21 protein-coding genes and 1 tRNA gene are annotated in these 19,070 nt (G+C 71.8%); 5 read left to right on the top strand and 17 right to left on the bottom strand.

Annotation, left to right across the window (positions count from 1 at the left end; translation table 11 throughout):
• Positions 1-21: 21 nt before the first annotated feature.
• The 3 genes from ACFV9D_RS13810 to ACFV9D_RS13800 all read right to left on the bottom strand — a co-directional run bounded on the left by ACFV9D_RS13810 (position 22) and on the right by ACFV9D_RS13800 (position 1,855).
• A complete protein-coding gene (locus ACFV9D_RS13810; RefSeq protein WP_385145033.1) occupies positions 22-945 on the bottom strand; it encodes a TauD/TfdA dioxygenase family protein in 924 nt (307 codons plus the stop codon).
• Between the two features lie 115 nt (positions 946-1,060).
• Positions 1,061-1,663 (bottom strand): TetR/AcrR family transcriptional regulator, encoded by a 603-nt coding sequence (locus ACFV9D_RS13805; RefSeq protein ID WP_385145031.1) that lies wholly within the window; start codon positions 1,661-1,663, stop codon positions 1,061-1,063.
• Between the two features lie 110 nt (positions 1,664-1,773).
• Positions 1,774-1,855, bottom strand: a tRNA-Tyr gene (locus ACFV9D_RS13800).
• Between the two features lie 182 nt (positions 1,856-2,037).
• On the opposite strand from ACFV9D_RS13800, the gene ACFV9D_RS13795 reads away from it, so the two are divergent.
• The 3 genes from ACFV9D_RS13795 (at position 2,038) to ACFV9D_RS13785 (ending at position 3,755) form a co-directional block, all read left to right on the top strand.
• Positions 2,038-2,526, top strand: a complete 489-nt coding sequence (locus ACFV9D_RS13795; protein ID WP_147980723.1) for a YajQ family cyclic di-GMP-binding protein — start codon at positions 2,038-2,040, stop codon at positions 2,524-2,526.
• 102 nt (positions 2,527-2,628) lie between these two features.
• Positions 2,629-3,129, top strand: a complete 501-nt coding sequence (locus ACFV9D_RS13790; RefSeq protein WP_385145028.1) for a methylated-DNA--[protein]-cysteine S-methyltransferase — start codon at positions 2,629-2,631, stop codon at positions 3,127-3,129.
• Positions 3,129-3,755: an alpha-ketoglutarate-dependent dioxygenase AlkB family protein gene (locus tag ACFV9D_RS13785; protein ID WP_385145026.1), complete on the top strand. Its 627-nt coding sequence runs from the start codon at positions 3,129-3,131 to the stop codon at positions 3,753-3,755. Before ACFV9D_RS13790 ends, ACFV9D_RS13785 begins: the two co-directional genes overlap by 1 nt.
• A 54-nt stretch (positions 3,756-3,809) precedes the next feature.
• Here the strand turns inward: ACFV9D_RS13785 and ACFV9D_RS13780 are convergent, their stop codons facing one another.
• A complete protein-coding gene (locus ACFV9D_RS13780) occupies positions 3,810-4,079 on the bottom strand; it encodes a GlsB/YeaQ/YmgE family stress response membrane protein (RefSeq protein ID WP_361861038.1) in 270 nt (89 codons plus the stop codon).
• Between the two features lie 57 nt (positions 4,080-4,136).
• Here ACFV9D_RS13780 and ACFV9D_RS13775 point away from each other — a divergent pair, with 57 nt between their 5' ends.
• The gene (locus ACFV9D_RS13775) at positions 4,137-5,375 is read left to right on the top strand and encodes an APC family permease (protein WP_385145024.1); all 1,239 of its coding nucleotides are present in this window, start codon (positions 4,137-4,139) and stop codon (positions 5,373-5,375) included.
• 93 nt (positions 5,376-5,468) lie between these two features.
• On the opposite strand, the gene ACFV9D_RS13770 is transcribed toward ACFV9D_RS13775, so the two are convergent.
• The 13 genes from ACFV9D_RS13770 to ACFV9D_RS13710 all read right to left on the bottom strand — a co-directional run bounded on the left by ACFV9D_RS13770 (position 5,469) and on the right by ACFV9D_RS13710 (position 17,583).
• On the bottom strand, positions 5,469-5,867 hold the full coding sequence (locus tag ACFV9D_RS13770) for a YccF domain-containing protein (RefSeq protein WP_385145022.1): 399 nt from the start codon (positions 5,865-5,867) through the stop codon (positions 5,469-5,471).
• Positions 5,864-6,727: a zinc metalloprotease HtpX gene (gene htpX, locus ACFV9D_RS13765; RefSeq protein ID WP_385145020.1), complete on the bottom strand. Its 864-nt coding sequence runs from the start codon at positions 6,725-6,727 to the stop codon at positions 5,864-5,866. Before htpX ends, ACFV9D_RS13770 begins: the two co-directional genes overlap by 4 nt.
• Before the next feature lie 186 nt (positions 6,728-6,913).
• On the bottom strand, positions 6,914-7,366 hold the full coding sequence (gene mscL, locus ACFV9D_RS13760) for a large conductance mechanosensitive channel protein MscL (RefSeq protein WP_385145018.1): 453 nt from the start codon (positions 7,364-7,366) through the stop codon (positions 6,914-6,916).
• Positions 7,367-7,391: 25 nt separating this feature from the next.
• The gene (locus ACFV9D_RS13755; RefSeq protein ID WP_385145016.1) at positions 7,392-8,897 is read right to left on the bottom strand and encodes an NADH-quinone oxidoreductase subunit N; all 1,506 of its coding nucleotides are present in this window, start codon (positions 8,895-8,897) and stop codon (positions 7,392-7,394) included.
• Positions 8,894-10,447 (bottom strand): NuoM family protein, encoded by a 1,554-nt coding sequence (locus tag ACFV9D_RS13750; RefSeq protein ID WP_385145312.1) that lies wholly within the window; start codon positions 10,445-10,447, stop codon positions 8,894-8,896. Before ACFV9D_RS13750 ends, ACFV9D_RS13755 begins: the two co-directional genes overlap by 4 nt.
• A gap of 27 nt (positions 10,448-10,474) precedes the next feature.
• Complete coding sequence (locus ACFV9D_RS13745; protein ID WP_385145014.1) at positions 10,475-12,463, bottom strand: NADH-quinone oxidoreductase subunit L; 1,989 nt, start codon at positions 12,461-12,463, stop codon at positions 10,475-10,477.
• Positions 12,460-12,801, bottom strand: coding sequence for an NADH-quinone oxidoreductase subunit NuoK (gene nuoK / locus ACFV9D_RS13740; protein ID WP_385145012.1), 342 nt, complete (start codon positions 12,799-12,801; stop codon positions 12,460-12,462). The genes ACFV9D_RS13745 and nuoK overlap by 4 nt, the downstream gene beginning before the upstream one ends.
• Complete coding sequence (locus ACFV9D_RS13735) at positions 12,801-13,352, bottom strand: NADH-quinone oxidoreductase subunit J (RefSeq protein WP_385145010.1); 552 nt, start codon at positions 13,350-13,352, stop codon at positions 12,801-12,803. Before ACFV9D_RS13735 ends, nuoK begins: the two co-directional genes overlap by 1 nt.
• Complete coding sequence (locus ACFV9D_RS13730; protein WP_385145310.1) at positions 13,349-13,849, bottom strand: 4Fe-4S binding protein; 501 nt, start codon at positions 13,847-13,849, stop codon at positions 13,349-13,351. The genes ACFV9D_RS13735 and ACFV9D_RS13730 overlap by 4 nt, the downstream gene beginning before the upstream one ends.
• 107 nt (positions 13,850-13,956) lie before the next feature.
• Positions 13,957-14,925 (bottom strand): NADH-quinone oxidoreductase subunit H, encoded by a 969-nt coding sequence (locus tag ACFV9D_RS13725; RefSeq protein WP_385145008.1) that lies wholly within the window; start codon positions 14,923-14,925, stop codon positions 13,957-13,959.
• Positions 14,922-16,607: an NADH-quinone oxidoreductase subunit C gene (locus tag ACFV9D_RS13720; protein ID WP_385145006.1), complete on the bottom strand. Its 1,686-nt coding sequence runs from the start codon at positions 16,605-16,607 to the stop codon at positions 14,922-14,924. The genes ACFV9D_RS13725 and ACFV9D_RS13720 overlap by 4 nt, the downstream gene beginning before the upstream one ends.
• Complete coding sequence (locus ACFV9D_RS13715; protein WP_385145004.1) at positions 16,604-17,185, bottom strand: NADH-quinone oxidoreductase subunit B; 582 nt, start codon at positions 17,183-17,185, stop codon at positions 16,604-16,606. The genes ACFV9D_RS13720 and ACFV9D_RS13715 overlap by 4 nt, the downstream gene beginning before the upstream one ends.
• Positions 17,176-17,583: an NADH-quinone oxidoreductase subunit A gene (locus ACFV9D_RS13710; RefSeq protein ID WP_385145309.1), complete on the bottom strand. Its 408-nt coding sequence runs from the start codon at positions 17,581-17,583 to the stop codon at positions 17,176-17,178. Before ACFV9D_RS13710 ends, ACFV9D_RS13715 begins: the two co-directional genes overlap by 10 nt.
• 185 nt (positions 17,584-17,768) lie before the next feature.
• Here ACFV9D_RS13710 and ACFV9D_RS13705 point away from each other — a divergent pair, with 185 nt between their 5' ends.
• Positions 17,769-18,941: a sensor domain-containing protein gene (locus ACFV9D_RS13705; protein WP_385145002.1), complete on the top strand. Its 1,173-nt coding sequence runs from the start codon at positions 17,769-17,771 to the stop codon at positions 18,939-18,941.
• The last annotated feature ends 129 nt before the right edge of the window (positions 18,942-19,070 follow it).

The following is a 19,070-nucleotide window of genomic DNA, read 5'->3' as shown; positions in this document are numbered from 1 at the left end:
CGGGACAGGTCCGGTGGACCGTCAGGAGAGCGGGACGCCGGCGATGGCGATGCGTTCCATGACCCGGCGCTGCGGGAAGTAGTCGTTGATCGCGTAGTGCTGGGTGGCGATGTTGTCCCAGATCGCGACCGAGCCCGGCTGCCAGCGGAAGCGCACCTGGTACTCGGGGATTCGGGCCTGGAGGACGAGCTCGGCGAGCAGCTCGCGGCTCTCCTCGTCCGACAGGCCGACGATCCGGGTGGTGAACGGCTCGTTGACGTAGAGCAGCCTGCGGCCGGTGCGCGGGTGGTGGACGACCACCGGGTGCTCGACGGCCGGCAGGTTCGCACGGTGCGCCGCGACCTGGGCCTCGGTCATGAGCGAGCCCCAGCTGGGCACCCAGTCGTGCACGGCGGTGAGCCCCTCGATCCGGGCCTTCATGGCTTCGGTGAGGTTGTCGTAGGCGGCCGCCATGTCCGCCCACATGGTGTCGCCACCGGCGGACGGGACCTCGACGGCGCGCAGGACGGAGCCGAGGGCCGGCGCGGCCATGAACGAGTGGTCGCTGTGCCAGATGTTCTCGGTGCCGATGGCCATGGCGTCCTTGGCCAGCCGGGAGACGCCGACGGTGTCGCCCTTGGGGAAGAAGGGGTTCGACTCCGGCTCGCCCCACAGACCGGAGAACGCAAGCTGTGACTGCGGGTCGAAGGCGTACTGGTCGCGGAAGAAGAGCACCTTCCACTCCAGCAGGGCCTGCCTGATCTCCTCCGCGAGGTCCGCGCCGATCGGGAGCGAGAGGTCGACGCCGTCGATCTCGGCGCCGATGTGCGGGGTGAGCGGGCTGACGTCCAGGAGCTCGTAGTCGGGCTGGGGCGCGCCCGGCTCGAGGCGGTCGAGCGTGCGCTTGCCGTAGTGCATCAGCGGCTTGTCGAGGGCGGGGGCGGGGGTGGTGACGGCGCTGTCCATGAGGCCTCCGGCGACGAGGGCTAAAATCGATACCGGCAGTATTGTTATTAGGGTGTGGGGAGGCAAGAGACCTGACGGCATGAAATGTGGAACCTGAAATCGCGCCCGGAGGCTGTCAGTCGACCGGGCCGACAGCGCGGGCGACGAGATCGACCAGGGTGTCCACGAAGCGGGTGTCGGGCATCTCCTGCTCACCGATCAGCCGGAAGATCAGTGGCGCGGCCACCAAGGTGGCTGCGGCCCGGACATCGGTGTCCGGGCCCACGTCACCGCGGACGATCCCCCGCTCGAGGATGCGCCTCGTCTCGCTCGTGATCCGCTCGGTGTACTCCGCGTACTGGCCTCGCACCGCGCCGGTCTCGGCCGCCGCGCCGATGAGGCCCGCGATCAGCCGGTCCGTACCCGGCAGCCGATAGGCCTCCAAGCGAGCGGTGAGCACGAAACGCAGCTCGGCCCGGAAGTCACCCAGATCAGGCACCGCCAGGACGCCCAGACGGGTCTCCGCGGCGGCGATGATCAAATCCTGCTTGGTGGGCCACCGCCGATAGATGGCAGGCTTGCTCACCCCGGCCCGTGCCGCGACGACGTCCATCGTGACCGCCCCGATCCCCTGCTCGGCGACCAGGTCGACGACCGCCTTGAGGACCGCCCCGGTGACCCGCTCCTCGCGCGGCCGCCCCGGCCCCCGTTCCGCCCCACGCGGCTGTGCACCCACCATGCTGCGAGCCTACGGGCCCGTGAGACAGGCCGGGACGCTGCCGCTCCCACTTGCACAGCAGAACGGCCCCTGCTCCGCGTTTCCGCAGATCAGGGGCCGTTCTTATCGCGTGGCGGCGCCAGGATTCGAACCTGGGTAGGCTAAGCCGACGGATTTACAGTCCGCTCCCATTGGCCACTCGGGCACACCGCCATGGGATGTCGCTGCTCGGAGCCGCTTTTCGGCGGTGCTCCGTGGCAACGACGTAAACGATACCTGATCCTCAGGGGTGCTTCGCCACCGGATTGATCAGCGGTTCGAGCGTGATCGGATGACTAGGCTTGCCTCGTACGCCCACGCAACCGCAACGCATTCGACGCAAGGAGCCACACGTCATGGCCGACTCCAGTTTCGACATCGTCTCCAAGGTCGAGCGGCAGGAGGTCGACAACGCCCTCAACCAGGCCGCGAAGGAGATCTCGCAGCGCTACGACTTCAAGGGCACCGACGCCTCCATCTCCTGGTCGGGCGAGAAGATCCTGATGCAGGCCAACGGCGAGGAGCGCGTGAAGGCGATCCTCGACATCTTCGAGACCAAGCTGATCAAGCGCGGCATCTCGCTGAAGTCGCTGGACGCCGGCGAGCCGCAGCTGTCCGGCAAGGAGTACAAGATCTTCGCGACGATCGAGGAGGGCATCTCCCAGGAGAACGCCAAGAAGGTCGCGAAGGCCATCCGCGACGAGGGCCCCAAGGGCGTCAAGGCGCAGGTCCAGGGTGACGAGCTGCGCGTCAGCTCGAAGAGCCGGGACGACCTGCAGGCCGTGCAGGCGCTGCTCAAGGGCAAGGACTTCGACTTCGCGATCCAGTTCGTGAACTACCGCTAGTCACGAGCGCCGGTCACGGACTGCGTGTCCGAAAGCCGCCAGCCTCAGGGGTGGCGGGCCTCGCACACTGGACGCGGAGTGAGCGCGAGGAGAGGAACTGTCATGACGGTGTACGCGTACGTCGAGGGCCCCCTGGGCGAGATGCTGCTCGTCGGGCGGGGCACCGACGAGGACGGGCGGACCGCACTGGTCTCGTTGTCGCTGCCCGGGCAGAAGGGTGCCGCCGCCGTCGAGGACGGCTGGCGGCACGCGCCCGAGGCGTTCGAGGAGATCGCCCGGCAGCTGGACGAGTACTTCGCGGGGCGGCGGGAGCGCTTCGACATCGCGTACGCCGACAGCGGGACGGAGTTCCAGCGGCGCGTCTGGCGGGCCCTGGAGGAGATCCCGTACGGCGCCACCGTCTCGTACGGGGACATCGCCCGGAAGGTCGGTTCCTCCGGGGCCGGGGTGCGGGCCGTCGGCACCGCGATCGGGCGCAACCCGCTGCTGGTGGTGCGACCCTGCCACCGGGTGATCGGTGCGGACGGGAGTCTGCGCGGCTACGCGGCCGGCCTGGAGCGCAAGGAGCGGCTGCTCGGGCTCGAAGGCGCCCTGGTGGCGTGATGGACGGGCTGTTCGCCCGCGAGCGGGCCGTCGTCGCCCCGGGGGCGGTGCACGTGCCCGGGTGGCTCTCCCTCGACCGGCAGCGGGAATTGGTGGCCGCCTGCCGGGAGTGGGGGCGCGGGCCCGTTCCGTACCGGCACACCGTGCTGCCGGGCGGCGGGGTGATGTCCGTGCAGTCGCTCTGCCTGGGGCGGCGCTGGGTGCCGTACCGGTACCTCGACGCGGTTGGCGTCGAACTGCCGGACTGGTTGAGCGCGTTGGGGCGTGCGGCCGTGAGCGAGGCTTACGGGGAAGACGGCGGGTTTGCGCCCGACACCGCGCTGGTGAACTTCTACGACGCGGGCGCCGGCGCGAAGATGGGGCTGCATCAGGACAAGGAGGAGCGGTCCGGTGCGCCCGTGGTGTCGTTGAGCCTCGGCGATCGTTGCGTGTTCCGGTTCGGGAACACCGAGACCCGCGGAAAGCCGTACACCGACGTGGAGTTGGCGTCCGGCGATCTCTTCGTCTTCGGCGGGCCGTCCCGCTTCGCCTACCACGGGGTGCCCAAGGTCCTTGCCGGGACGGCCGATCCGGCGCTGGGGCTCAGCGGACGGCTCAACATCACGCTGCGCGAGACGGGGCTTTAGCCCGACCCGCTACGGCGCCGGCCGCTCGGCGCCGACCGCTCGGCGCCCACTGCTTCAGCGCGAGCGCGAGTGGCCGAAGAGGATCCGGTACGCGATCAGCAGCACCAGCGAGCCGCCGATGGCCGAGAGCCAGGTGGCCGTGTCGTAGAAGCCGGTGGCGATCGGGCGGTCCAGGAAGGTGGACGAGATCCAGCCGCCGATGAAGGCGCCGGCTATGCCGATGAGGGTCGTGCCGATGAGCCCGCCCGGGTCGCGGCCGGGGAGCAGGACCTTGGCGACGACACCCGCGAGCAGGCCCAGGACGATCCAGCTGATGACGTTCATGCCAGGGAGGACGCGAGGGCGCCGGGCGCGGTTGCGGCGCCCCGTAGTGTGCGGGTCATGACACAGGAACTGCGCCGCTCGCTCGGGGTCTTCGACGCCGTCGTCATCGGGCTCGGCTCGATGGTGGGCGCCGGGATCTTCGTCGCGCTCGGCCCGGCGGCCGGCGCGGCCGGTTCGGGGCTGCTCCCGGCGCTCGGGCTCGCCGCGCTCGTCGCGTACTGCAACGCGATGTCCTCGGCCCGGCTCGCCGCGCGGTATCCGGCCTCGGGCGGCACCTATGTGTACGGTCGCGAACGTCTCGGGCCGTTCTTCGGCTACCTCGCCGGCTGGGCGTTCGTCGTCGGCAAGACGGCCTCGTGCGCCGCGATGGCGCTGACGGTCGGGGCGTACGTCTGGCCGGGGCAGGCGCACGCGGTGGCGGTCGCGGCCGTGGTGGCGCTGACCGCCGTGAACTACACCGGTGTCCAGAAGTCCGCCCTCCTCACGCGGGTGATCGTGGCGCTGGTCCTCGCCGTCCTCGCGGCTCTGGTCGTCACCGTGGTGAGCACGGGGGAGGGTGACTTCGGCCGTCTCGCGCCGGGCGAGGACGTGACGGCAGGCGGAGTGCTCCAGGCGGCGGGGCTGCTGTTCTTCGCGTTCGCGGGGTACGCGCGGATCGCCACGCTCGGCGAGGAGGTGCGCGATCCGGCCCGGACCATCCCCCGGGCCGTCCCCGTGGCGCTCGGCATCGCGCTCGCCGTCTACGCGGCGGTGGCGGTGTGCGTCCTCGCCGTCCTCGGGCCGCAGGCCCTTGCGACCTCCCCGGCCCCGCTCGTGGACGCGGCCCGGGCGGCCGACGCCGGATGGCTCGTACCCGTCGTCACGGTCGGCGCGGCCGTCGCCGCGCTGGGCTCGCTGCTCTCGCTGATCCTCGGGGTGTCCCGTACGACCCTGGCGATGGCCCGGGACGGTCATCTGCCGACCGCGCTCGCCGCCGTGCACCCCCGCTTCCAGGTGCCGCACCGGGCGGAGCTCGCGGTGGGCGCGGTGGTGGCCGTGGTGGCGGCCACGGCGGACGTACGGGGCGCGATCGGCTTCTCGTCCTTCGGCGTGCTCGTCTACTACGGGATCGCCAACGCCTCCGCGTGGACGCTGGGCCGCTCCCACCGGCCGCTCGCCGCGCTGGGTCTGGCCGGGTGCGGGGCGCTGGCGTTCGCGCTGCCGCCGGCCTCGGTCCTCACGGGGGTGGGTGTCCTCGCGGCGGGGGCGGTCGCCTACGCGGTCACTCGCGGACGATCCGCGCACCCGCGCCTGTGAGTGAGGCGACGAGCTCCGTCGGGCGTCGGTCGGGCCGTCCGTGAGTCGGGCCGTCAGTGAGTCGACCCGTCCGTCAGTCGGCCGGTCCGTCCGTCAGTGCGTCGCGTACGGGTACGGCTCGTCCGTGCGGACGATCTCCTTGCCCAGCGGCAGCAGCGACACCGGGATCAGCTTGAAGTTCGCGATGCCCAGCGGGATGCCGATGATCGTGATGCAGAGGACGATGCCGGTGGTGATGTGGCCGAGCGCCAGCCACCAGCCCGCGAGGATCAGCCACAGCACGTTGCCGACGCAGGAGGGCGCGCCCGCGTCGCGCCGGTCCACGACCGTGTAGCCGAAGGGCCACAGGGCGTAGATGCCGATGCGGAAGGCGGCGAGACCGAAGGGGATCCCGATGATCGTGATGCACAGCAGGATGCCGGCCAGCATGTAGCCGAGGAACATCCAGAAGCCGCACAGGATCAGCCAAATGACGTTGAGGATTGTCTTCATGGGCGACGACCTGCCATCTGCTCGAGTCGGGCGATGCGCTCCGCCATCGGCGGGTGCGTCGAGAACATCTTCGAAACGCCTCTGCCCCCTCCGAAGGGGTTCGCAATCATCATGTGGCTCGCGGTCTCGATCTTGGGCTCGGGCGGCAGCGGCAGCTGCTTCGTGCCCGCTTCGAGCTTGCGCAAGGCGCTGGCGAGGGCCAGCGGGTCGCCGGTGAGCTGCGCGCCGGAGGCGTCCGCCTCGTACTCCCGCGAGCGGGAGATGGCGAGCCGGATGACCGAGGCGGCGACCGGGCCGAGGATCATGATCAGCAACATGCCGAGCAGGCCGGGCCCGTCGTCGTCGCTGGAGCGGCCGACCGGGATCAGCCAGGCGAAGTTGACCAGGAACATGATCACGGACGCGAGCGCTCCGGCAACCGATGAGATCAGGATGTCCCGGTTGTAGACGTGGCTCAACTCGTGGCCGATGACGCCGCGCAGCTCGCGCTCGTCGAGGATCTGCAGGATGCCCTCGGTGCAGCACACGGCGGCGTTGCGGGGGTTGCGGCCGGTGGCGAAGGCGTTCGGGGCCTGCGTCGGCGAGATGTAGAGCCGGGGCATCGGCTGGCGCGCCTGGGTGGAGAGGTCCCGCACCATCCGGTAGAGCGCGGGCGCCTCGAACTCGCTGACCGGCCGGGCCCGCATGGCCCGCAGGGCCAGCTTGTCGCTGTTCCAGTAGGCGTACGCGTTGGTGCCGAGCGCCACGACGAGCGCGACGATCAGCCCCGTACGGCCGAAGAAGCTGCCGATGAGAATGATGAGGGCCGAGAGCCCTCCGAGGAGTACGGCGGTCCTCAGCCCGTTGTGCCGGCGGTGCACGGTACGCCCTCCAAGTGGTGCGGCAGGGGAACCCTTTGCTGTGTGGTGGTCCTCCCCCAGACTTCGTCCGGGGGGCCCATGTCCAGTGGACCCTCCCGTACTGGTCAACGCCAGGCGGGAGGCGCGGGTTCCCCTGCCCTCACAGGGGGTGCCGTGGGCCGTACGGGTGATCCGTACGGATCGGAATCAGCGCGGGGCCGGGAGGCCGGCCTTCTCCAGCGCCGCGGCGACGGGCTCGACCTCGCTGGTGCAGTGGGCGCAGCGGGTGGCGATGGCCGGGATCTCGGTGAAACAGCGGGGGCAGTCGCGCTTCTCCGACGTGGCGTCGGCCTCTTCCTTGGCGAACTTCTCCTGGACCTTCGTCATGGGGACGACGATGAAGAAGTAGAGCACCGCGGCGGTGATCACGAACGCTATGGCGGCGGAGATCGCCAGACCGTACGGGAAGATCGTCTTGCCGACCGTGAACCTGGCCTCGCTGAAGTCGCCGACCGAGCCGGTGGCGAGGCCGATGAGCGGGGTGATGAACGCCTTGCTGAAGCCGGTCACGACCGCCGTGAACGCGGATCCGACGGCCAGACCGATGGCCATCGAGACGACGTTGCCGCGAAGTATGAAGTCCCTGAAACCGTTCAGCACGGGTGAAGCTCCTAGGTATTGCTGGTCAGAACAGTGCGGTGGCCGCGAAGCGCAGGGCGAACTGCGGATAGCCCGACAGGACGACACCGACGACGGCGGTCAGCACGATCGCCAGGGTGATCGGAGCGGGCACGCGCGCGTGGGCGGTCTCCCCCAGCGGCGCGCGGAACAGCAGCGCCGTCCACCGGAGGTAGTAGTAGAGGCCGATCACGACGTTCACACCCATGATCACGGCCAGCCAGCCCAGGCCCGCGTCGACCGCCGCCGAGAAGACGGTGACCTTGGCGAAGAGGCCGATGATACCGGGCGGCAGACCGGCGAGGTTGAGCAGGAAGAAGCCCATGGCGAGGGCGGTCGCCGGGCGGGTGGCGTACAGGCCGCGGTAGTCGGCGATCCGGTTCTCCGGGTGGGTACGGGAGACCAGCACGACCACCGCGAAGGCGCCGAGGTTCACGACGGCGTACATCAGGGCGTACGCGACGGTGGCGCCGATCTGGTCGTCGCTGGAGTACGCGGCGGCGGCGATCGGCACCAGGAGGTAGCCGGCCTGGGCGACGGAGGACCAGGCGAGCAGCCGGACCGCGCTCCACGCGCGCGTGGAGACCTGCCGCAGGGCGGCCACGTTGCCGACGGTCATGGTGAGCGCGGCCAGGACGGCGAGCGCCGGGCCCCAGACGTCCGCGTACGAGGGGAACGCGACGACCGTGACCAGGATGAGGCCGGTGAAGCCGACGGCCTTGCCCACGACGGAGAGGTAGCCGGCGACGGGCAGCGGGGCGCCGACATAGGTGTCGGGGACCCAGAAGTGGAAGGGGACGGCGGCCGTCTTGAAGGCGAAGCCGACCAGGGTGAGGGCGACGCCGACCTGGGCGAGGGTCTCCAGCTGGGCGGGAACGTCGTCGAGGCGCTGGGCGAGCTCGGTGAGGTGGAGGGTGCCGGTCGCGCCGTACACGAAGCTGACGCCGAGCAGGGTCACGGCGGTCGCGGTGACGGAGGAGAGGAAGAACTTCAGCGCGGCCTCGCTGGACTGCCGGTCTCCCCGGCGCAGGCCCACGAGCGCGAAGGCGGGCAGCGAGGCGACCTCGAGGGCGACGACGAGGGTCGCGAGGTCGCGGGAGGCGGGCAGCAGCGCCGCGCCGGCGGCCGAGGAGAGGAGGAGGAACCAGTACTCGCCTGCGGGGAGCTTGTCGCGCGTGTCGGAGAGCGAGAGGAGGGCGGTGAGCAGCGCGCCGCCGAGCACCAGGAACTGGATGACGAGGGTGAAGCGGTCGGCGGTGTAGCTGCACGCGGCGGTCGCGGCCGGTTCGGTGGTGAGGCAGAAGGTCGTGCGGTCGCCGGCGCGCAGCGGGATCAGCAGGGCGATCGAGGCGACGAGCCCGGCGATCGCGGTCCAGCCGAGGAGCTGCTTGTGCCGGGCGGGGACGAAGAGGTCGGCGACGAGCACGCCCAGCGCGACCACGGCGGTCAGGGTGGGTGGCGCGATCGCGAGCCAGTCGACGGACTGGACGAGGTCTGTGGCAAGGCGCGTCACTTGGTGCCTCCGGCGAGAAGCTGCTGCACGGCCGGGTCGGTCAGGCCGAGGAGAACCGCGGGCCACAGGCCGGCGAGGACGGTGAGGGCGACGAGCGGGGTCCAGGCGGCGAACTCGTACCCCTGGACATCGGCGATCACCGTCTCCCCGCTCGGGCGGGGGCCGCCCATGCAGACCCGGCGGACGACGACGAGCAGGTACGCGGCGGTGAGCAGGGTGCCGAAGCCGCCGATCACCATGAAGGTGAGGAAGGCAGGACGGCTGAGGCCCTCGGCCGGTTCGAATGCGCCGAACAGGGCCAGCATCTCGCCCCAGAAGCCGGCGAGGCCGGGCAGTCCGAGGGAGGCGACGGCGGAGAAGGCGAGCAGTCCGCCGAGGCGCGGGGCGCGGCCGTAGAGCGCGGCGCCGGTGGCGCCCGCGAGGGTGTCGAGGTCGGCCGTGCCGTACCGGTCCTTGAGCGCGCCGACCAGGAAGAAGAGGAGGCCGGTGATGAGGCCGTGGGCGATGTTGGCGAAGAGCGCGCCATTGACTCCGGTGGGGGTCATGGTCGCGATGCCGAGGAGCACGAAGCCCATGTGGCCGACGGACGAGTACGCGATCAGGCGCTTGAGGTCGCCCTTGTTGCCGGGCTTCGCGAGGGCGAGGCAGGCGAGCGACCCGTAGATGATGCCGGCGACGGCGAAGGCGGCGAGGTACGGGGCGAAGACCCGCATGCCGTCCGGGGCGATCGGCAGGATGATCCGGACGAACCCGTACGTACCCATCTTCAGCAGGACGCCGGCGAGGAGGACCGAGCCGACGGTCGGGGCGGCCGTGTGGGCGTCCGGGAGCCAGCTGTGCAGCGGCCACATCGGGGTCTTCACCGCGAGCCCGATCCCGATCGCGAGAACGGCGATGACCTGCACGGATGTGGTCAGTCCGCGGCCGTTGTCAGTGGCCAGTGCCACCATGTCGAACGTGCCCGCCTTCACGCCGATGAGGAGCAGGCCGAGCAGCATGACGACCGAGCCGAGCAGCGTGAAGAGGATGAACTTCCAGGCGGCGGCCTGCTTGCCCTCGCCGCCCCAGCGGGCGATGAGGAAGTACATCGGGATGAGGACCATCTCGAAGGCCAGGAAGAACAGGACGAGGTCGAGGACGGCGAAGGTCGCGAGGGTGCCGGACTCGAGGACGAGGAGAAGGGCGACGAATCCCTTGGGGGAGGGACCGGTCGGCATCTTGAAGTAGCTGTAGAGCGCGCAGAGGAAGGTCAGGAGCGCGGTCATGACCAGGAGGGGGAGGGAAATGCCGTCGACACCGAGGTGGAGGCGCACGTCGAGTGCGGGGATCCACTTGATGTCCGTGCTCGCCTGGATCCTCGACGGCTGGTCGTGGTCGAAGCCCAGGGTGAGGACGATCGCGGCGGCGAGGATCACGCCGGTGACGACCACGCCGTGGCGGAGAACGGCCTGGTCGGGCGACTTCCCCTTCAGCCCGGGCGGGGCCGGGAGAAGAGCGGCGGCGGCCCCGATGAGCGGGCCGGCGACGATCAACGCGAGAAGGAACTGCATCACGGATTCGCTGATATCGATCACGTCTCACGCTCCGGCGGCGACGAGTACGGCGGCGAGCGCCAGGACGACGGAGCCGGCGAGCAGGGCGCTGAGGTAGGTCTGCACGTTGCCGGTCTGGGCGCGGCGGACGAGCCAACCGAGCCATTGGGTGCCGGTGCCCGCACCGCTCACGTACGTGTCGACGACCTCGCGGTCCAGGAAGCGGACCAGGGAGGCCGCGGCCAGGACGGGGCGGACGAACACCGCGGTGTAGAGGGCGTCCACGTGGAAGCCGGTGGCCGCGTGGCGGTGCAGCGGGCCGAGCAGGGCGCGGCCGGGGTCGGTCGGGTCCTCCGCGGGGTGCGGCAGGTGCAGGGCCTCTGCCTCGACCTGGCCCGCCTCGGCGTCGGGGTGGGCGACGTGCGCGGCGACGGCCTCCTTGGCGGGGCCCTTGATGGCTGCGGCCTTGGTGGCGAGGGTGCGCCAGACGGCGTAGGTGACGACGGCGCCGACGAGGGCGACACCCGTGCCGAGCACCGCAGTGGTGGCCGTCGGGGTGAGGGCGTGGCCGTCGAACCAGTCGTCGAGGTACGTGACGCTCAGACCGAAGCCGAGGGACGGGATCGCGAGCACCCACAGGACCGTGGTCATGGCGAGCGGCTGACGACCGTGGTCGGGGACCTCGGCGCCCCGGCCGCGGAAGGCCAGCAGCCACAGCCGGGATGCGTACGCGGCGGTGAGGAGGGCGGTGAGCAGGCCCGCGACGAGGACGGTCCAGCCGGCTCCGGCGGGGGCGACGGTGCGGTCCCCGAGGGCGGTGTGCTCGGCGGCCACGAGGACGGCTTCCTTGGAGAAGAAGCCGGCGAACGGCGGGATGGCGGCGAGTGCGAGGAGGGCGACGGTCATCGTCCAGTACGCGTCGGGGACCCGCTTGGTCAGGCCGCTCATCCGGGACATGGCCGAGAGCGAGTTCGTACCGGCGGCGTGGATGATCGCGCCGGCGGCGAGGAAGAGGAGGGCCTTGAACGCGCCGTGGGAGATGAGGTGGAAGACGGCGGCACCGCGGTCGGCGACGGCCAGGGCGCCCGCCATGTAGCCGAGCTGGCCGATGGTCGAGTAGGCGAGGACGCGCTTGATGTCGTCCTGGGCGAGCGCGGCGAGCGCCGAGCCGACCATCGTCACCGCGGCCATCACGGCGAGCACGGTCAGCGCGGCCGCGGACGAGGCGAAGACGGGCAGCAGACGGGCCACGAAGTAGATACCGGCGGCGACCATCGTCGCCGCGTGGATGAGCGCGGAGACGGGGGTGGGGCCGGCCATGGCGTCGGGGAGCCAGGTGTGCAGCGGGAACTGCGCGGACTTGCCCGCCACACCGGCGAGCAGCAGCAGCGCGACGAGGGTGGGGTGGTCGAGGCCGCCGGCGGCGACGGCGCCGAGGATCCCGCGGATCTGGAAGGTGCCCGCGTCGATGGCGAGCGCGAACAGCCCGAACAGGAAGGGGACGTCGCCGAGCTTGGTGACCAGGAAGGCCTTGAGGGAGGCCGCCCGCGCCTCGGGGGTCTCCCAGTAGTGACCGACGAGGAAGTACGAGCAGATGCCCATGATCTCCCAGCCGACCAGGAGCACCATCAGGTCGCCGGAGTAGACGACGAGCAGCATCGCGGCGGTGAAGAGGGAGACGAGCGCGGCGTACGAGGGGTAGCGCGGGTCGTCGCGCAGGTACCCGGTCGAGTAGATCTGCACGCAGGTGGCGACCAGGCCGACCAGGACGGCGGCGAGGGCGGCGAAGCCGTCGATGTACAGGGCGAGGTCGATGGGGACCGAGCCGGTCGGGGTGAGCTGGGTGGCGGCCTCGATCGTCTTTCCCCCGCCCTGGCGGACGGCGACGACGACGGCGAACACGGCGGCGGCGAGCGTCGGCAGGACGGCGAGGGGGCGGACGAAGCCGGGGGCGGTTCGGCCGAGGAGCAGCCCGGCAACGGAGCCGAGGAAAGGAAGGAGGGGGACGAGGGTGGCGAGGGTCGTGGTGGTCACGCGGTGGCCTCGGCCTTCTCGTCGTCGGAGGTCGCTTCCACGGTGTCGCGCAGCCGGTCGACGTCCGAGGAGCCGCGGTTGCGGTAGACCATCAGGACGATCGCGAGACCGATGCCGATCTCGGCGGCGGCGATGGCGATGGTGAAGAGGGTGAGCGCCTGGCCGGCGTGGAGGGTGTCGCGGAGCCACACGTCGAAGGCGACCAGGTTGAGGTTGACGGCGTTGAGCATCAGCTCGACGGACATCAGGACCAGGATCGCGTTGCGGCGGGCGAGGACGCCGTAGAGGCCGACGCAGAAGAGCAGGGCGGCGAGGACGGCGGGGTAGGCGAGATGCATCAGTCCCGGGCCTCCTTGGCGTTCTTGCGGGACAGGACGATCGCGCCGACCAGCGCGGCGAGGAGGAGGACGGAGAGCGCCTCGAAGGGCAGCACCCAGTGCCGGAAGAGGATCTCGCCGGACACCTTGGTGGAGCCCTGGGCCGGTCCGTCCAGGTCGATCCAGGTGGTACGGAAGGCGTCGACGACCACCCAGACGAGCGCGGCGGCCGCACCGAGCGCGACCGCGAGGGCGACGGGGCGGTTGCCCGAGTCGGCGTCCGGGGAGCGGCCGATGGGGGCCTTGGTGAGCATGAGGCCGAAGAGGAGGAGGACGACGACGGAGCCGACGTAGATCAGGACCTGGACCCAGGCGATGAACTCGGCGGTGAGGAGGAGGTACTCCACCGCGAGCCCGCCGAGCGTCATGACCAGCCAGAGCGCGGCGTGGACGAGCTGGCGGGTGGTGACGGTGACGGCGGCCGCGCCGAGGGTGACGAGGCCGACGAGGAGGAAGGCGATCTCGACGCCGGAGGGCGAGAGGAAGCCGGGCGTGGTGGCGGCGAGGTTCACTCCTGGCCCTCCTGCGCTTCTGCGGCGGCCGCCGCGGCGGCGGCCTTCTCCACGGCCTTGCGGGCCGCGGCGAGCTCCTTCGGCTCCTCGGCGCGCGGGTCGAGCGCGGGCGGTTCCGGGACGGTCCACATCCACTCGCGGAGCTTGTCGCGCTCGTGGGTGAGTTCGTGGATGTCCGTCTCCGCGTACTCGAACTCGGGCGACCAGAACAGCGCGTCGAAGGGGCACACCTCGATGCAGATACCGCAGTACATGCAGAGGGCGAAGTCGATGGCGAAGCGGTCGAGGACGTTGCGGCTGCGCTCGCGGCCGCCGGGGGTGGCGGCGGGCACCGTCTCCTTGTGGGAGTCGATGTAGATGCACCAGTCGGGGCACTCGCGGGCGCAGAGCATGCAGACGGTGCAGTTCTCCTCGAAGAGCCCGATGACGCCGCGGGTGCGGGGCGGGAGTTCGGGCTGCTTGTCGGGGTACTGCGCGGTGACGGTCTTCTTCGTCATCGTGCGGAGCGTGACGGCGAGGCCCTTGGCCAGGCCGGAACCGGGGAACGAACGGGGCCGCCCGGAGGGCGTCGACGAGGGGCGGTGGTCGGGAGACGCGGTGGGCATTACTGGATCGCCACCTTCACGATGCCGGTGAGCGCGATCTGCGCGAGGGCGAGCGGGACGAGGGTCGTCCAGGCGAGCTTCTGGAGCTGGTCCTCGCGCAGCCGGGGGTAGCTCACCCGGAGCCAGATGACGATGAAGGCGAGGACGGCGGTCTTGAGGAGGGTCCAGACCCAGCCGAGGCCGTCGGCGCCGAAGGGGCCGTGCCAGCCGCCGAGGAAGAGGACGGTGGTCAGACCGCACAGGACGACGATGCCGGCGTACTCGGCGAGCAGGAAGAGCGCGAAGCGGAGGCCGGTGTACTCGGTGTACGCGCCGAAGATGATCTCGGAGTCGGCGACGGGCATGTCGAACGGGGGCCGCTGGAGTTCCGCGAGCCCCGCCACGAAGAAGACGAGGGCGCCGACGATCTGCCAGGGCAGCCACCACCACTCGAAGGCGTTGAGGATGCCGGGGAGGGAGACGGTGCCGGCGGCCATCGCGACGGAGGCGGCGGTGAGCAGCATCGGGAGCTCGTAGGCGAGCAGCTGTGCGGCGGTGCGGAGGCCGCCGAGCAGGGAGAACTTGTTGGCGGATGCCCAGCCGGCCATGAGGCTGCCGAGGACGCCGACGCCCATGACGGCGAGCACGAAGAAGATGCCGGCGTCGACGATCTGCCCGACGGCTCCTTCGCTCGGGCCGATGGGGATGGCGACGAGGACAAGGAGGTACGGGAGGAGGGCGACGGCGGGGGCTAGCTGGAAGATGCGGCGGTCGGCGTTGGCCGGGACCACGTCCTCCTTCTGCGCGAACTTGACCCCGTCGGCGACGAGCTGGGCCCACCCGTGGAACCCACCGGCGTACATGGGCCCGAGGCGCCCCTGCATGTGGGCCATGACCTTGTGCTCGGTCTGCCCGATGACGAGGGGCAGCACGAGGAACACGGCGAAGACGACGAGCAGCCGGAGGGCGACGTCGAGTGCGTCGTTCACGCGGGTTCGCCTCCGGCGGGGTCGGTGGTGTCGGGGTGGTGGTCGGTGTCGGCCGCGCCGCCATCGGCGCCGGGCACGCGGCGGGGCGCGGATTCGGCACCGGGGGCGGCGGGCTCCGCCTGGGGGGCGGGCTCGGCCCGGGGGGCGGGTTCAGCCCGGGGGGCGGGCTCCGCCTGGTCGGCGGGTTCAGCCTCCGGGCTGGGGGCCGGTGTCCCCTCGGGAGCAGGCTCGGCCTCGGGGGCAGGTGCGGCGCCGGGTGCGGGTGCCGCCGGCGGCGTGGACTCGGCCTCGGGTGCTTGCTCGCCCTCGGGAGCGGGCCCGGCCTCCGGGCTGGGTGCCGCTTCGGGGGCAGGTGACTGCTGGGGAGCAGGCGCCGCCGCCGGGGCGGGCCCGGGGGCGCGGGCCGCCTCCGAGGCGGGTTCTGCCTCGGGCTCGGCCGTCGCCTGCGGCGCCGGTGCGGCCTCGCGCGCGGCGGGCGCCTCCGGAGGCGTCGCCTGTGGCGCGGGTTCTGCCTCGGGCTCGCGTGCTGGCTTCGGTGCCGGTTCTGCCTCGGGGGCCGGGGCGGTGTCGTCTTCGAACGCCGGGCGGGCGTGGTGCCAGGGGGCGTCCGAGCTGCGGGTCCGCGGCGGGGCGGGGGCAGCGGGCGTGCCCGCCTGGCTCGCGGAGCCGTCCGCCGCCGAGCGGCTGCGGCGCGGCGGGCGTGCCGAGGCCGGGGCGTCCGGGGCGCCGTCGGCTCCGGCACCAGGCGCCTGGCTCGCGGAGCCGTCCGCCGCCGAGCGGCTGCGGCGCGGCGGGGTGGTGCCGGTCGGGCCGGGTCCCTGGCTCGCGGAGTCGTCCACCGGCGTGGCAGGGGCCTCCGGGGTGCCGGCGCCCGCGGCAGTAGGCGTCTGGTTCGCGGAGCCGTCGGACGCGCTGCGGCTGCGGCGCGGCGGGCGCGTCGCCTCCGGGGTGGGGGCCGCCGCCTCGGCGGGCTCCGGCGCGGGCGTCTGGGTCGCCGAGCCCTCCGACGTGGTGCGGGTGCGGCGGGCCGGGCGGTCGGCGGGGGCGCCGGCGCCGGCCGCTGCGCGGGGGGTGCGGGCCGGGCGGGCCGGGGCAGGGGGGAGTTGGCCCTTGAGGGGGCCCCAGTCGTTGGGGTCCGGGACGCCCGGGGGGAGCATCTGGCGGCGCTTCGGGCCGCCGTGCTCGGACTCGCCCGGCTCCTTCGCGCCCGGCCACGCCTTCACGACGCGCGCGGCCAGCACGAAGTCCTTCCGCAGCGGGTGGCCCTCGAAGTTCTCGGGGAGGAGCAGCGGGACGAGGTTCGGGTGGCCCGTGAACTCGACGCCGAACATCTCGTGCGTCTCGCGTTCGTGCCACGCCGCGCCCGCGTAGATGTCGATCGCGGAGGCGAGTACGGGGGCCGCGTGCGGCACCGTCGTGCGGACCAGCAGGCGACGCACCGCGCCGCCCTCCAGCGCCACCACGTGCGCGCAGACCCGGAAGCCCGCGCCCGGCTCGTCGACCGCGCTCAGCCAGTCGAAGTACGTGCAGCCCAGCTTGTCCCGCGCGATCTCCAGCGCGGCGATCCACGAGCCGACCGGCACGTCCACCGTCAGCAGGTCGTACGCCCGCTCCGCCGTCGCCTCCTCGCCGAAGACCTCGGTCACGGCCTCCGGGAGGGAGTCGTACGCGTTCGCGTTCACTTGTCATCACCGCCCGGCGTCGGCGGCGTCACCAGACCGCTCGTCAGCTGGCCGACCGACGGTCCGGAGTAGCGCGCCGCCAGCGACTCCCGGGCGATCTTCTCCTGAAGCTTGAGGATCCCCTGCAGCAGCGCCTCGGGGCGCGGCGGGCAGCCCGGCACGTACACGTCCACCGGGATGATCTGGTCGACGCCCTTCGTCACCGAGTAGGAGTCCCAGTAGGGCCCGCCGCAGTTCGAGCAGGCGCCGAACGAGATGACGTACTTGGGCTCGGGCATCTGCTCGTACAGCCGCTTCACCGCCGGCGCCATCTTGTCCGTCACCGTGCCGGAGACGATCATGAGGTCCGCCTGTCGCGGCCCCGGCGCGAAGGGGATCACGCCGAGCCGGATGAAGTCGTGGCGGGCCATCGACGCGGCGATGAACTCGATCGCGCAGCAGGCGAGCCCGAAGTTGAAGACCCAGAGGCTGTAGCGGCGGCCCCAGTTCAGGACCACCTTCATCGGCTCCGGCGCCAGTCGCGCCAGCGGGCCGAGCGTCGGGGTGGGCAGCGGGGTCGGGGTCGGGGTCACGTCCATGTCAGGACGCCCTTCTTGTACGCGTAGAGCAGTCCCACGGCCAGGAAGCCGAGGAAGATGAACATCTCGACCAGCGTCGTCGCGCCGTAGCCGGGCGCGGCGAACACGGTCGCCCAGGGGAAGAGGAAGATCGAGTCGACGGCGAAGATCACGTAGAGGAAGGCATACACGTAATAGCGGACCTGGGTGTGCGCCCAGCCCTCCCCCACCGGGTCGACGCCGCACTCGTACGTCAGCAGCTTCTCCGGCGTCGGCACGACGGGCCGCAGCAGACGGCCCGCGCCGAACGCGACGGCGACGAAGAGCACGCCGATGGCGGCGAGCAGTCCGACGACGGAGTACGACTGGAAGTAGTCCGCCGCGAGTCCGATTCCCGCCCGTACGGTCGGATCCGGCACGTCCACCCCTCGCTCCCTGCCCGTTTAGACGATCTGTACGCACGGGAGTCTAGGCCCTGTTAAAGAGGCTGTAAGCGGTCGTGTCACACAGTGAGCGGGCGGAGTGAGCGGTAGGGATATCCCCACCTCCCTTCACCCACGTACCCCATGGCGGGCCGAGCACTCCGACCGGCAGGCTTGGCCGCATGAGCGTCGACACCGATACCCCTGACAGCGACCGGCTGCCGCCCGCCCGTCTCAGCTACGGCCGGCACACCTGGAAGGAGGTCTCCTTCCTTCTCGCCAATCTGCCGATCGCGCTGGTCGGCTTCGTGTACGCGGTGGTGTCGGTCGCCGTCGGTGTGGGCTTGTCCGTCACGGTGATCGGTCTGCCCCTCCTTGCCCTCGGTCTCGCCGGTGCGCGCGGCCTGGGCCGGGCGGAGCGGGCGAGGGCCCGGGCGCTGCTCGGCGTACGGGTGGAGGAGCCCAGCCCGCTCCCCCGCCGGCACGGCTTCTTCCCCTGGCTGTGGACGGCGCTGAAGGACCCGGTGGCCTGGCGGACGCTGCTGTACTCCTTCATCCGGCTGCCCTGGGGCATCGTGACCTTCACCGTCATGCTCGTCTCGCTGATCGTGCTCTGGCCGGTGCTGCCGTTCCTCGCCCGCGGGCTCTCCAACGCCGACCGGGCCATGGTCCGCGGGCTGCTCTCGCCCTCGGACGAGCTGGAGCGGCGGATCGCCGAGCTGGAGACGGACCGCGGCGTGGTCGTCGACACCGCCGCCGCCGATCTGCGCCGCATCGAGCGCGATCTGCACGACGGCGCACAGGCCCGGCTCGTCGCGCTCGCGATGGGGCTCGGCCTGGCGAAGGAGAAGCTCCTGGAGGACCCGGAGGCGGCCGCCGCCATGGTCGACGAAGCGCACGGCGAGGTGAAGCTGGCGCTCCAGGAGCTGCGCGACCTGGCCCGGGGCATCCACCCGGCGGTCCTCACCGACCGCGGGCTCAATGCCGCACTGTCGTCCATCGCCGCGCGGTGCACCGTGCCGGTGAAGGTGACCGTCGATCTGACCGAACGGCCGGCCGAGGCCATCGAGGGCATCGCCTACTTCACGGTGTCCGAGCTGCTCCAGAACGTGTCCAAGCACGCGCAGGCACGTTCCGCCTCGGTGGAGGTGTGGCGCCGGGACGACCGGCTGCTGGTGCAGGTGCGGGACGACGGGCGCGGCGGGGCCCGGCTGGACGGCGGGACCGGCATGTCGGGGCTCGCGGAGCGTCTGGGCGCGGTCGACGGGCTCTTCGTCCTCGACTCGCCGGAGGGCGGCCCGACGACGGTCACGGCGGAGCTGCCGTGGCGGGCCCGGCCGATGGCGGGGGCGTAGCGCCGTAGGCGCCGTAGGGCGACGGCGGTTCTGTAGGCCGTGGGCGCCGTGGGCGACGGCGGCGCGTAGGGCGTGAGCGCCCGTAAGCCACAGGCGCCGTGAGGCGGCAGCGGCGCCGCCGCGCCCCGT

The organism is Streptomyces sp. NPDC059875 (assembly GCF_042731085.1).
Lineage (GTDB): Bacteria > Actinomycetota > Actinomycetes > Streptomycetales > Streptomycetaceae > Streptomyces.
Note: the sequence above shows the minus strand (reverse complement) of the source record. Positions and strands in the feature narration are given on the sequence as shown.

What these genes read in the sequence shown, in the direction of transcription:
- ACFV9D_RS13795 (WP_147980723.1), top strand. Translation starts at nt 2,038, where the DNA reads ATGGCCGACTCCAGTTTCGACATCGTCTCCAAGGTCGAGCGGCAGGAG.
- ACFV9D_RS13750 (WP_385145312.1), bottom strand. Translation starts at nt 10,447, where the DNA reads ATGCAGTTCCTTCTCGCGTTGATCGTCGCCGGCCCGCTCATCGGGGCC.
- ACFV9D_RS13785 (WP_385145026.1), top strand. Translation starts at nt 3,129, where the DNA reads ATGGACGGGCTGTTCGCCCGCGAGCGGGCCGTCGTCGCCCCGGGGGCG.
- nuoK (WP_385145012.1), bottom strand. Translation starts at nt 12,801, where the DNA reads ATGCATCTCGCCTACCCCGCCGTCCTCGCCGCCCTGCTCTTCTGCGTC.
- ACFV9D_RS13810 (WP_385145033.1), bottom strand. Translation starts at nt 945, where the DNA reads ATGGACAGCGCCGTCACCACCCCCGCCCCCGCCCTCGACAAGCCGCTG.
- ACFV9D_RS13715 (WP_385145004.1), bottom strand. Translation starts at nt 17,185, where the DNA reads ATGGACGTGACCCCGACCCCGACCCCGCTGCCCACCCCGACGCTCGGC.
- ACFV9D_RS13780 (WP_361861038.1), bottom strand. Translation starts at nt 4,079, where the DNA reads ATGAACGTCATCAGCTGGATCGTCCTGGGCCTGCTCGCGGGTGTCGTC.
- ACFV9D_RS13770 (WP_385145022.1), bottom strand. Translation starts at nt 5,867, where the DNA reads ATGAAGACAATCCTCAACGTCATTTGGCTGATCCTGTGCGGCTTCTGG.
- ACFV9D_RS13790 (WP_385145028.1), top strand. Translation starts at nt 2,629, where the DNA reads ATGACGGTGTACGCGTACGTCGAGGGCCCCCTGGGCGAGATGCTGCTC.
- ACFV9D_RS13730 (WP_385145310.1), bottom strand. Translation starts at nt 13,849, where the DNA reads ATGACGAAGAAGACCGTCACCGCGCAGTACCCCGACAAGCAGCCCGAA.
- ACFV9D_RS13775 (WP_385145024.1), top strand. Translation starts at nt 4,137, where the DNA reads ATGACACAGGAACTGCGCCGCTCGCTCGGGGTCTTCGACGCCGTCGTC.
- ACFV9D_RS13805 (WP_385145031.1), bottom strand. Translation starts at nt 1,663, where the DNA reads ATGGTGGGTGCACAGCCGCGTGGGGCGGAACGGGGGCCGGGGCGGCCG.
- ACFV9D_RS13705 (WP_385145002.1), top strand. Translation starts at nt 17,769, where the DNA reads ATGAGCGTCGACACCGATACCCCTGACAGCGACCGGCTGCCGCCCGCC.